The sequence below is a fragment of the uncultured Thermosynechococcus sp. genome (assembly GCF_937958135.1).
In the GTDB taxonomy this organism is placed as follows: Bacteria; Cyanobacteriota; Cyanobacteriia; order Thermosynechococcales; family Thermosynechococcaceae; genus Thermosynechococcus.
In genome coordinates, this window is record NZ_CALGOG010000068.1 from 1 (window position 1) to 12,043 (window position 12,043).

The 12,043-nt window shown below is 54.5% G+C and carries 13 protein-coding genes and 1 tRNA gene; 10 read left to right on the plus strand and 4 right to left on the minus strand.

Features of this window, described 5'->3' with window-relative positions; genetic code table 11:
- The 3 genes from Q0711_RS08240 to Q0711_RS08250 all read right to left on the minus strand — a co-directional run.
- Positions 1-864: iron uptake porin (locus Q0711_RS08240; protein WP_299042261.1), on the minus strand; the 864-nt coding region annotated here is incomplete at its 3' end.
- 220 nt (positions 865-1,084) lie between these two features.
- Positions 1,085-2,734 carry a DUF3685 domain-containing protein gene (locus Q0711_RS08245; protein ID WP_298613965.1) on the minus strand — a complete coding sequence of 550 codons (1,650 nt, stop codon included), beginning with the start codon at positions 2,732-2,734 and terminating at the stop codon, positions 1,085-1,087.
- The gene (locus tag Q0711_RS08250; protein WP_298613963.1) at positions 2,686-2,979 is read right to left on the minus strand and encodes a hypothetical protein; all 294 of its coding nucleotides are present in this window, start codon (positions 2,977-2,979) and stop codon (positions 2,686-2,688) included. The genes Q0711_RS08245 and Q0711_RS08250 overlap by 49 nt, the downstream gene beginning before the upstream one ends.
- Before the next feature lie 108 nt (positions 2,980-3,087).
- Here Q0711_RS08250 and Q0711_RS08255 point away from each other — a divergent pair, with 108 nt between their 5' ends.
- From Q0711_RS08255 to Q0711_RS08285, 7 genes are all read left to right on the plus strand, one after another.
- Positions 3,088-4,092, plus strand: coding sequence for a hypothetical protein (locus Q0711_RS08255; protein WP_298617008.1), 1,005 nt, complete (start codon positions 3,088-3,090; stop codon positions 4,090-4,092).
- Between the two features lie 100 nt (positions 4,093-4,192).
- Entirely contained in the window at positions 4,193-5,344 is a 1,152-nt protein-coding gene (locus Q0711_RS08260) for an NAD-dependent epimerase/dehydratase family protein (protein WP_298613959.1), read from the plus strand.
- 13 nt (positions 5,345-5,357) lie between these two features.
- Positions 5,358-6,194: a sulfurtransferase gene (locus Q0711_RS08265; protein ID WP_298613957.1), complete on the plus strand. Its 837-nt coding sequence runs from the start codon at positions 5,358-5,360 to the stop codon at positions 6,192-6,194.
- Positions 6,195-6,224: 30 nt separating this feature from the next.
- Complete coding sequence (locus Q0711_RS08270) at positions 6,225-6,809, plus strand: DUF3611 family protein (RefSeq protein WP_298613955.1); 585 nt, start codon at positions 6,225-6,227, stop codon at positions 6,807-6,809.
- 24 nt (positions 6,810-6,833) lie between these two features.
- Positions 6,834-7,538 carry an orotidine-5'-phosphate decarboxylase gene (gene pyrF, locus Q0711_RS08275; RefSeq protein WP_298613953.1) on the plus strand — a complete coding sequence of 235 codons (705 nt, stop codon included), beginning with the start codon at positions 6,834-6,836 and terminating at the stop codon, positions 7,536-7,538.
- Positions 7,539-7,590: 52 nt separating this feature from the next.
- Positions 7,591-7,662: transfer RNA gene (locus Q0711_RS08280), tRNA-Val, on the plus strand.
- Positions 7,663-7,716: 54 nt separating this feature from the next.
- Positions 7,717-8,049, plus strand: a complete 333-nt coding sequence (locus Q0711_RS08285) for a hypothetical protein (protein WP_298613951.1) — start codon at positions 7,717-7,719, stop codon at positions 8,047-8,049.
- Here Q0711_RS08285 and glmU read toward each other — a convergent pair.
- On the minus strand, positions 8,046-9,395 hold the full coding sequence (gene glmU, locus Q0711_RS08290; RefSeq protein WP_298613949.1) for a bifunctional UDP-N-acetylglucosamine diphosphorylase/glucosamine-1-phosphate N-acetyltransferase GlmU: 1,350 nt from the start codon (positions 9,393-9,395) through the stop codon (positions 8,046-8,048). The genes Q0711_RS08285 and glmU overlap by 4 nt on opposite strands.
- Positions 9,396-9,618: 223 nt before the next feature.
- On the opposite strand from glmU, the gene Q0711_RS08295 reads away from it, so the two are divergent.
- The 3 genes from Q0711_RS08295 to Q0711_RS08305 all read left to right on the plus strand — a co-directional run.
- Complete coding sequence (locus Q0711_RS08295; protein WP_298613947.1) at positions 9,619-10,347, plus strand: HpsJ family protein; 729 nt, start codon at positions 9,619-9,621, stop codon at positions 10,345-10,347.
- Between the two features lie 28 nt (positions 10,348-10,375).
- The gene (locus Q0711_RS08300) at positions 10,376-11,542 is read left to right on the plus strand and encodes a SpoIID/LytB domain-containing protein (protein WP_298613945.1); all 1,167 of its coding nucleotides are present in this window, start codon (positions 10,376-10,378) and stop codon (positions 11,540-11,542) included.
- A gap of 55 nt (positions 11,543-11,597) precedes the next feature.
- Positions 11,598-12,043: Rpn family recombination-promoting nuclease/putative transposase (locus Q0711_RS08305; protein ID WP_299042264.1), on the plus strand; the 446-nt coding region annotated here is incomplete at its 3' end.

Below are 12,043 nucleotides of genomic sequence, written 5' to 3' on the forward strand. Positions count from 1 at the left end.
CCCCACGAAGTCAAGGGTAAGACGCCCTTTGGAGGTCACCGGGAAGCTGTAGAAGGCTTTACCAAGTCTAAAGGTATTGTCGGGGGAACCAGTATCATACCCCAGCCGTCCCATGTCGGTGTTTGTGATATTAGTATTACCATCAATACTGTATTGTCGAATATTCGACGCTTCTAGCCGCAGCCGCAGGCGATCCTTGCCGTAGAAGCTGGTGTCAAAGTTCAACCGCGTGCGCTGGTTGGCCACGGGATTGGTGTTGTCCACAAGAAACGTACGACGAGGAAGAAAAAGAGGAACATCACCAGGGTTTCGTGCCCTTATATCATTCGCGTCTGAAATGTTAAAGATAACGGTGGCGTTGAGTTTGGTGAGGGTGGCAAATTGCCGAGCTTCTAGCTGGGCGGTGCGGGCTTCCAGTTTGTCCACGCGTCCGCGCAGGGTGGCCAGTTCCGCTTTGAATTCTTCGGTGAGGCGGCGGAGAGCCTCCAGGTCTTCTTTGGTGGCAAAGCGGTCACTAATGACATCCAAGCAAGCATTGAGAGCAGCCGCCATTTCATAGCGGGTAGCGGCGCGATTACCACGGAAGGTGCCATCGGGATAGCCGGCAATACAGCCGTATTTCTCCACCAAGGAAGCCAGCGCCTGATAGGCCCAATCGGTGGGGTTGACATCGGAAAGCTGGCTCACAGAAGTCACTTGGGACAAACTTCTTTGCTGTCTTAGGCTCTGCTCGATTTCTGCTCTTGAAGGTAAAGACTGTGCCGGTTCTGGAACGGCAGGATTGGCAACCGCCATTCCCCCCGTGGCCAGCAGAGAAAGCACTAGTGGTGAACTCACTGCCCAACGGGCAACGTTTTGAGACATAAGTATTTACTCCTTTCACTCCTCAGAAAAGAGCCTTTGCCACCCAGGGCAAACGCAACTCTTCCTCCCTCACCCTAGCATACTATTGCCGAAAAGATCATGTTGGTGGCCGATTTCTTAGCTGCTGTACTGAATGCTAGAGGATTGAAGAAGACCTAGCTACCACCCTAGCACAGAATTCAGGAGCTAAGGTTATCTCGACGTTAAAAAGAGAGAACAACTACGAGCGCGGTGCGCCTAGGGACTGACCAATCCCTTGCAAAATGCCGCGGCCAATCAGTCCCAACCCGCGACCAATCACCTGCGTCAATAGATAGACTATCCCCTTGCCGACCCAAGCCACCACTGCCCGTACCGGCGGAGCTAAGGCATCCCGCGCCTCAAGGGCTAAGGTCAAAGCGTAGGGAATGCCCTCAAGTTGCATTAGCTCTTTTTGGCGGGGGACGGTCAGCGCCAGTTCCTGAATCCCTCGCTCTGTGAGCCGCAGTAAAACCAAGCGACTCTCAAAGATGTTTTGCGGTTCCTTGATCCAACGTTGCCAGCGGTAATGCCAAGAGAGGGCGTTGCGAAAGCGCTCCATTTCCCGCAGCGAAATGTACTGGGCTTGAAAAAAGGTCTGCTGAACCGCCCCGCTATAGCAGCAGCGATTGAGCAGCGAATAGACAATGCCATTGGCACCAGTGAGCAACCAGTGATCAAGGAGGGGATCGAGGAGTTCTAGGGCCGCTCCTGTGCCATAGGAATAGGTCTGCTGCGGCAGAGTGAGGGGCTGGTGTAGCAATAGGTGGGCAAGAAACTCCACCACCAAGGGCAGGGGTTGAAGATAGACTTGGTGAACCGTTTCCCTTTCCGACAACAGCAGTTCAATCAGGTCGCGATCGCTCCCCAGAAGAAAGCGGTAGGGGCGAAAAAACTCCCGCAGGCTTTGTTCCCACCACTCCTGGAGCAGGCGATCGCGCTGCTGATGCAAAAACTCAACATTTAGGGGAGTTGTTTGCAGGGTACGGATCAGGAGATCCCACTGCCGCAAAAGGGTATAGAGCAATTCCCGCCGCTGTTGCAGGGTAAGCACCTCTAACTCCAAGGGCCGCGCAGTTAGATTCAATAGATCCGACTGCATCCGTTGCAAGCAGCGATCCACCAGTTGAGAAATAATTTCAATCTGTGGACGCACGGGGGACACCCCTGGGGCAGGGGGGGGTTGACTCGGCTGCGGCAATAAACGCGACACCAGCCAGTGGGCGGCACGAATTTCCCGATAGCGCCCTTCGCAGACCAAGCGTTCCAGGGGAGAGAGGCGCGATCGCCCTAAGTGTTGATCCAAAGCCTGCAACCACGCCTCCATTTCCCCCAGTCCCTGCCGGAGAATCTGATACCGCCAACGATCCCACCGCTTGGGAAAGAGCACACTTAAGGGCGGCTTGGGGGGCGTTACGGTGTGAACTATTTCCCCTTGGGCAATGGCCAGAATTCCTGCCAAGAGATCCCTTAACGCCGTATTGCGATGGTAAATGCCCTCTACCCCCACTTGTTGGGCAAGGGAGACGAGTTCAAGGGCAGCCGGTCGCACGGTGAGCATGACCCGCAAAGCAGGATAGTGCTGTTTCAACCACTGCCACAGCCAAGGCGTTGTGGCATCATTGACTGTGAGTTGGGCATCACAGAGCACAATCCAAGGATGGCGTTCTTGGTCGAGGGGCGTGTTTTCCAGATAAGTGATCAGACCATGGCCATCGTGAAACACCAGCGGCTCAATCCCCAACTGCTGTTGAATCCCTGTCCACAGGCCAAGGCGCACCACATCCTCTCCCTCGACCAAGACTAAGCCAAAGTTGAGGGAGACATCAGCAGCGGCAGAGGTGATGGGCATTTGACCGAGACTGGGTTGGGGTTGGGACTATTAGGATTGCAGGTGACGCGGTAGGGCTGTTCCTTGAGTGCCAAGCTCAATAGCACAGTTAGGGAACGAACCAGTTCATTATGATTAACGCTGCCCCCGTGCAGAGTGTAAAGTTCTCCTTGACGATACTCGTGGCGCTCCGTTGCCACCACTTCCTGAGCGAGGTAAGCTTCGGGGGTGAGGTACGTTACCGCTGGTGCCAGTAGTGTGGTCATGACGCTTCCCGTCAACGCAGTAATTCAATCCTAAACGCTGCCAACCCGCCCATGAGCTGAAATCTTTGGGATAGGCTATACTGCTGAAGCTGTGGTTTTCTCCGAGTGATGGAGCCAACGCCTGAGTTTGTTTTGCCCATTCCGGCTGCCGACACCCCCCTCTCTGAGGAGGAATTTCTCCAACAGGTGCGCCAAGCATGGCAGGTGTGTGAGCGTTTTGATCTGCAAACGGAAATTTGGCGAGGGCAAATTCTAAGGACGGTGCGCGATCGCTATCGTCATCAAGGGGATGAGCGGGGTATTGGCTTTCAGCAGTGGCTCCAAGAACACGAGATTAGTAAACGTCGCGCCTATGATTTGATTCAGTTGGCCGATCGCGCCGATGAATTGCTCAGGGAGTGTCCTCTACCCCCGGCAGCCATTTCTCGCTTCAGTAAACGCGCCTTTTTGGAAACTGCCGCTGCAGATCCGCAAGTTCAAGCCCTAATTACCCAAGCAGCAGCAGCGGGCGATCGCATCACCCACCGCCAAGTGCGCCAACTCCAAGAGGAATGGACTGCCCTGCACTCCGATCTACTACCGCCAGTGGTGCGCCAAAGGGCCGGCGATCGCACCCTTGCCCCCCGCTATGTTGCCCCCTTGGTCAAAGAATTAGAAAAACTCCCTCCCCCGCAGCAGCAGGAACTCTGCCAAGAACTGGCCAGCGACCCCACTGTGGACACCGTGAAGGAAGTCACGGCCACCGCCCGTCAACTGCGCCGCTATCTTGAGGCTGCCCCCCAGATTCAAGCCCTGAACAGCCACCCTGTGGATCTAGAACAAGTCCTTATGGAAGCCCAGCGCCTTGGGCAACTGCAAACCGTTACCGATTTCCTACAGCAGGCAGCGCAACTGGAAAGTACGATTGCGCGGCTCTATACCACGTGGCAGCGCCTCGGCCGGTTGAGCGATCGCCTCTACCAAGAGTCGGGGGCCAGCACACCGCAACTCCAAGCCCTATTAGAGGCTCTAGAGGTTCTCTTTGGGGATATTGTACAAATTGACTTGGCAGGACAAACGATTAAACTGCATATCTTTTCCGAAAACCAAAGCGCTGTCCCCACTTCCCCTTGAATTCTAACCTAATGGATCAACCGCGTCCCCATTACTGGTAACGTGGTATGGAAGCCATTTAATGGCTGGCGGAGTAGTTATTGATTTCAGCGCGGTTAGCATGAGAGTCCTCGTAATTGGCGGTGATGGTTACTGTGGCTGGGCAACAGCCCTCTACCTTTCAAATCGTGGTCATGATGTGGCGATTTTGGATAGCCTGATTCGGCGGCATTGGGATAATGAGCTGTGTGTGCAGACCCTCACGCCGATCGCCCCCATTCAGCACCGTCTGCAACGCTGGCAGGATCTCACCGGCAAGAAAATTGCTCTTTACATTGGCGATATTTGCAACTATCACTTCCTTGAGCGCGCCATCCTGGAGTTTCAGCCCGAGGCGATTGTCCATTTCGGTGAACAGCGCTCCGCCCCCTACTCCATGATTGATCGTGAACATGCTGTCTTCACCCAAGTCAATAATGTGGTCGGCACCCTCAACCTGCTGTACGCCATTCATACCCACAACCCCGACTGCCACCTTGTAAAGTTGGGCACCATGGGTGAATATGGCACCCCCAACATTGACATTGAAGAGGGCTACATTACCATCGAGCACAATGGTCGCAAGGATACCTTGCCCTATCCCAAGCAGCCCGGTAGCTTCTATCACCTCAGTAAAGTCCACGATAGCCACAACATCCACTTTGCCTGCCGCACTTGGGGACTGCGTGCCACCGATTTGAACCAAGGGGTGGTCTATGGCGTGCTCACCGAAGAAACGGGCATGGATGAATTGCTGATCAACCGCCTTGACTACGATGGTATCTTTGGCACTGCCCTCAATCGCTTCTGCATTCAAGCGGCCATCGGGCATCCCCTCACCGTCTATGGCAAAGGGGGGCAAACTCGCGGCTTCCTAGATATTCGCGATACGGTGCGGTGTATTGAATTGGCGGTGAACAACCCGGCAGAACCGGGGGAATTTCGCGTCCTCAACCAATTTACAGAGCAGTTCAGTGTTGGCGATCTGGCTCACAAAGTGCAAGAAGCGGGCAAAGCCCTTGGCCTCAAGGTGGAAATTCAACATCTCGAAAACCCCCGTGTAGAGAAAGAGGAGCACTACTTTAACGCCAAAAATACTAAGCTCCTAGATTTGGGACTGCAACCACACTATCTGTCGGATTCACTCCTCGACTCACTGCTCAACTTTGCCATCAAATACAAGCACCGGGTGGATGTCAACCACATTCTCCCGAAAGTGAAATGGCGCGCCTAGCCGCAGGACAACGATGATCCCCTATGCCGTAACGGCCTCTTGGTTGGCGGAGCACTTAGCCGATCCAACGCTGGTGATTGCCGATTGCCGTTTTGACCTCATGGACACCCAAAGGGGGCAACGCGAGTATCGCCAAGGACATATTCCGGGAGCGTATTATCTCGACCTAGAGCAGGATCTCTCCAGTCCTCGGCAACTGCATGGGGGGCGTCATCCCTTACCCGATCCAGAGAAGTTAGCAGCACGGTTCAACCAAATGGGGGTCACCCCAGAAACGCTGGTGGTGGCCTATGATGATTCGCGGTTTGCCTATGCAGCGCGCTGCTGGTGGGTTTTGCGTTGGCTGGGACACGAGCGCGCAGCAGTCCTAGATGGCGGCTATCGCGGCTATGTTGAGGCGGGGTACCCAGTTACCGGTGTGATCCCACCCCCGCGGCCGGGAAATTTCAACCCCCATCCCCGTTCGGAGTGGGTGGTGGATCGCGCGGCAGTAATTGCTGCCCAAGGAGACCCCGGAACCGTGATAGTGGATGCCCGCGAACCCCGTCGCTATCGTGGTGAAATTGAACCCATTGATCCAGTGGCCGGCCACATTCCCGGCGCGGTGAACTACCCGTGGCAGGCTATCTCCGATGAGCAGGGGCGACTCAAGTCTGCCGCGGAGCTGCAAGCCTACTGGCAACCCTTGGCCACGGCGAAGCAGATTATTGTCTATTGCGGCTCTGGGGTAACGGCCTGTGTGGATCTTTTGGGGCTGGCGATCGCTGGCTTCCCCCCCGCCAAACTCTATGCGGGCAGTTGGAGCGATTGGTGTTCCTATTTGGTGGCACCTGATAACCGTTCGCTATGATCGAGCCTAAGCTCTCTTCCTCACGCGACCATGGAACGTCTTCCCGGTAATGCCCCCCCTCGCACCACCCAGCCCCTTCACCGTCTTGGCCGTGAATTGCAACGCTTTGGCTGGATTGGCTTTTGGACACAGGTTGTCCTTGGCTTTGTCTCATTGTTGATTATTATTATCGTCATCTTTAGTCGCCAATTTAATCTCAATCGTCCGCCCAACGGCATGAATAGTCCCACATTGGGTCTAGTGCTGGCGATTATTGGCTTAGTGTTTTTGGGGGTGAGTATTTACTGCTGCTATCGCTATCCACAATTGGGACGGCGCTTGGATCAGCCGCAAAAACGCCCGACCAAAGAGCACGTTATCCGCAGTCTGAATATCGGTCTTTGGGTGAATATTGCCGGGATGATTTTCACCGTGGCAGCCGCCGAGTGGAATGTGGGGATGCTGGTGCTCAAGGTGCTCTCCATTCCCCAAGGGGCGGCGGTCTATGCTACCAATGTCTTGATTGAGCCACTGGAAATTTTTGTGATTCAGGCGAAGGTGAATACGATTGCAGCGCAGTTGACGGGTATTATTGTGGCACTGTGGTTGTTGCGCTGTGTGCGCCGTCCAACGTGAATCGTCTGAGGAGACCCAAGCGACTTGTTTAATTCCCAAGCGGCTGTTGCCAGCAAAATTATTGTGGCCTTGGATGTGCCTAATCTAGAGGTGGCGATCGCCACCATTCATAGGCTGCCCCAGGTGCAATTTTGGAAAGTGGGGCTAGAACTCTTTTGCGCCAGTGGGCCGATTATTCTGGATGTGCTCAAGGATCAGGGGAAGCGCATTTTTCTCGATTTGAAGCTCCACGATATTCCCAATACGGTGGCAGCTGCCGCACGGGCGATCGCCCCCTATGGGGTGGATTTTGTGAGCATCCACACCGCCAGCGGGTTAGCGGGTCTGAAAACCGCTCAGGCGGCTCTCGCAGACAGCACTACCCAACTTATCGGCGTCACATTGCTCACCAGCATTGATGCACCTACCCTTCAGCAGGAACTCCAGATTCCCCTGGATCTGGCCACCTATGTTGAACGCATGGCCGATCTCGCCCATGAAGCGGGACTAGCGGGCATTGTCTGCTCTCCCCAGGAGGCTACACGGGTAAAACAACGCTGGGGAGAGGAATTTTTGAGAATTTGCCCAGGGATTCGTCCCCTGGGCACCGCAACGGCAGATCAAGCGCGATCGCTAACACCGACTGCCGCCTTTGCTGCCGGTGCGTCCTACCTTGTAATTGGCCGCCCCATTTTACAGGCAGCGGATCCTGCCGCCGCCTTTGATGAAATTTGCCGCAGCCTGGTTTGAGCGATTTACAAAAGCCTGCACTCCAAGATATGATTAAAAATTGTCTGAAGTAGGGCGATTAGCACAGTGGTAGCGCACTTCCTTCACACGGAAGGGGTCACTGGTTCGAATCCAGTATCGCCCATCCCTCCAGTTCAGTTATAAGATGAACGTAATCAGACAAGTTTAGGACTCTGCCATGGGTACCCCGATTCCGCCGATTCAGCTTCCCCCCTGTGGCGACTGCACTGCGGATGCGGAATGGCTGGAGCAAGCCCTCCTCCATTGGCTCAACACCGAGTATTTGCCGGAGGCTGTGAATCTGGCGATCGCCCAGCGAGCCGCCCAAGTGTATCGGCGTCAGCGGTTGGAAGGGGAGCACGATCTGGGCGGGATTCTCTTGGCACTGGTCACGGAGCTGCAAGAGTTTGATTTTTCCCAAAGCTTCTACAGTGAGTTTGCGGTGGCCAATGCGGTGAGTGATTTACTTCTGCGGCGGCTGGGCGTTGAACCCTGCTGTGGTGCGGACTAAGCTTTGGGCTGCCAGTTGGGTTTGACCACCTGACGACAGCGGGCAATGACAAGGGCATTAGCCGGTACATCTTCGGTGACCGTTGAACCCGCCGCCACCGTGACATTTTCCCCAAGGGTTACCGGAGCAACTAAAACACTGTTAGCACCCGTCTTGCTGCCGCTACCGATGTGGGTCGGGTGTTTGTGCACGCCATCATAGTTGGCGGTAATGGTTCCTGCCCCGATATTCACGCGATCGCCCAAAGTGGCATCGCCAAGGTAAGCAAGATGAGAGGCCTTGGTGTCACTCCCTAACTGCGCTTTTTTCAGCTCAACAAAGTTGCCAATGCGACAGCGATCGGCAACCACACTTTGCTGGCGAATATGGACAAAAGGTCCCACTTGGGTATCATTGCCAATCTCACTATCGCTAATGACGGCATAGCGCGCCGTCACCCGTTCGCCAATCACACTATTTTCAATCAACGTGCCGGGGCCAATAAGACTGCCACTACCAATGCGGGTTTGGCCGCGCAGATGGGTTTGGGGTTCAATCACCACATCGGCTGCCAATTCCACAGTGTCCTCAATCGTAGTACTTGCAGGATCAATGAGGGTGACCCCTGCCTGCATCCAAGCTTTCTTGATTCGATTTTGCAGAACCTGATAGGCGGCTGCTAACTGAACGCGATCGTTGACACCAAGAATCTCCTCATAGTCTTCCACATCCACGACCATCACGGGGCTGAGGGCATTGACCGCATCCGTAAGATAGTATTCCTGCTGATCATTATTGGACTGGAGGTGGGGCAAAACCTGAGCCAATTGCGGCCAGTGAAAACAATACACCCCAGCATTGATGCGGCAGTTTTGTTTTTGGGCGGTGGTGCAGTCGCGGTCTTCAATAATCTGCTTGAGGATATTCTGGCTATCGCAAATCACGCGGCCATAGCCTTGGGGATTGGGAATTTGTGCTGTTAAAATGGTGGCCGCATTGTTGTGTTGCTCATGCACTTCGAGCAAGTGGGCAAGGGTTTGACTCCGTAGGAGGGGTACATCGCCATTGAGCACCAAAAGATGGCCTTCATAGTCCTTGAGGTAGGGCAACAGTTGCTGCACCGCATGGCCAGTTCCCAGTTGCTCTCTCTGTTCGACAAATTCCAATTGGGGCTGATCCGCTAAAGCCGCACGAACAGCGTCTCCCCCATAGCCGATAATCACAAACTGTCGTTGCGGTTGCAGAGACTGAACTTGGTGCAAAACCCAACCCACTAGCGATCGCCCACCGAGGGGATGGAGAACTTTTGGCAGGGAGGATTTCATCCGTGTGCCTCGTCCTGCCGCTAAGACTGCCACAATAACCATGGATTTGTTGTGCCTCAATGAGCAAAGGGATGGCGAACCGGCAATACCGGGGGGAAGTGTGCCCCTAAACCCAGCAGCAGCAGCGCCATACACAATTGGAGTATACCAAGGTTGCGGTGGCCAAAGGTAGCCGCTCCCCAGGGAAGTCTATTCCCATCACATGAACCAACAGCACTAAAATCCAGTAAGGTTGATGCAGTAGTTGACGAGTCATTCGCAGTCCATGACCGCTTCAAAATCAACCCAGCGACCTGTCCCCTTGGCGGCTCAGTTCCTAAAACTGGTGGGAATTATCCTACTGCTGACCTTTCTGACAGAGTGGGGCATCCTTTTTATTGCTCCCCAGTTCAATAACAGCCAGTGGCAACTTACGGTCCTCAACCAATTCATCGAGCGCGGTGCCACTCCTTTGATTGGGTTTGTCTTTATCTACACGGGCTTTTGGATTCAAGCAGTCTCCGGGAGTGCCACCCAACCGCAGCCGGGGGAACCTGCTCTGAAGGATTGGCGATTTTGGGTCTTTGTCCTCTCCAGTTTGTTGGGGTTGCTCTGCCTGCTGGGGATTCCTCTTTACCTCTCAATTACAGGTCAAATTACGGAACAGGCGCTGAACCAAATTAATCAAGAGGCCGCACAGGCGGAAATCCGGGTTGAGCAGGAACAACAGCAAATCAAACAACTGGCCAGTAGCGGCCAACTGGAGCAGCTCCTCAAGAGCAATCAACTGCCGCCAGATCAACGAGCCATTCTGGAGCAACTGCGAAAAGACCCCCAAGCCCTTGATAAACAAGCGGGTCAGGCACGGGAGCGTATCCGCAGCCAACAACAGGAAGCTGTCAAGCGGGCGCAACAGGAAGCCTTTGTGAATCGTCTAAGGGTAAGCATTCGTAGTTTTCTATTGGCAGTGGGCTTCATTACCATTGGTTGGAGTGGTCTGCGGGAACACCGTTAAGAACTGCCCTCCACGTGAGGAGTGAAATATGCTTTACCTGATTGTGCGTTGGCGTTTTCTCTCGCAGTCGGTGGGTCTGGGCTGCTTGATGAGCCTGCTCCTACAACTTACGGCTGCAGCGGTAGAATTGCGGGTCGCGGTTCTGGAGCGGGTACGTCAAGTAACAATTAGTAGCTCAACGCCGGCACAATTACGGGATGAAGCAGGTCGAGTCCTAACCGTGGCACCACAGCAGAGGATTACGGCTGCCCTCACGGGGTTGGGGATACAAGCAGGGGGCGTGCGGGGACGGCAAATTTTTCTGGAGCCGCGAGACAATGGCCTCGTGCAGGTGGGCGATCGCTGGTATCGCGGGCGGTTGCAATTGGTGGGTACCAGTGAGGGGATTATCGCCATCAACCTTGTGGATTTAGAGGAGTATCTGCCGAGTGTGGTGGGTAAGGAAATGTATCCCTCTTGGCCACCGGAAGCCCTCAAAGCCCAAGCAGTGGCCTCTCGTTCCTTTGCTCTCTTTCGGCGCGATCGCGAGCGCCGTCGTCCGGGTAGCCTTTTCGACGTGGGTGCCACGGTGACCCATCAGGTTTATTTAGGAGTGAGTTCGGAAACTGCCAGTACCTTAGCTGCCGTTGCAGCCACCCGCGGTCAAGTGCTGACGTACAACGGTCGTATTATCGAGGCGGTTTTTCATGCCTCCTCAGGGGGACACACCGAAAATTCAGAGTTTATTTGGCAAAAAGTAGTGCCTTACCTGCGCGGTGCTCCTGACTTTGACCAAGTCTCCCCCAACTTTCAGTGGACGGTTCGTTTCACTGCCGCACAACTGCAACAACGCCTCCCCGGTATTGGTACAATCATTGGCTTTCGCCCGTTGCAATTGACGCCTCAAGGGCGAATCATCTCAGTACAAGTTATCGGCACTGCGGGTAGCCGTACGATTTCAGGCAGTGAACTACGGCGGGTTTTGGGACTGCGTAGTACTCTCCTAACAATTACGCCGGAGTACGGCAATGTGGCCAGTCAAACAGGACAAAGTGTGCCGGTGGCCTTTACGATTACGGGTCGGGGTCACGGTCATGGCTTGGGCATGAGCCAATGGGGGGCTTATGGTATGGCACTGCGGGGCTACACTTACGACCAGATTTTGACCCACTATTACCAAGGCGTGACATTAAGTACACTACCCACGACCCACTAAAGCCTACGGCATTGCCCATGCCCTTCAAGAGGTTTGCCCTTGTTCCCTTTAACCCATGCGTCGTGATTCCCTGTTTTATCAACTCTTTGCCCAGTTGCCCCAAACCTTCTTTGACCTCCTGGGCGTGGAGGGGGCTGAGGGCTACCGCTTTGACTCGATTGAACTCAAGGAAACCACCTTTCGCATTGATGGTGTCTTTGTCCCCCCTGACCCCGCAGGGGTGGTGTATTTCTGTGAAGTGCAGTTTCAGCGGGACAATACCTTCTACGAGCGCTTCTTTGCGGAGATTTTTCTGTATCTACGCCTAAAGCGCGATATGTTTTCTGACTGGCAGGCGGTGGTGATTTACCCTGACCCTCAGACGGAGCAAAAAGAGATTACCCCCTATGTTCCTCTCATCCAAGGCGATCGCCTACGGCGGGTGTATCTGAACGAGGTAGGGTCACCAGAACAGTTGCCCTTGAGTCTAGGGCTGATGAAGCTGATGACGCTCTCCAGAGC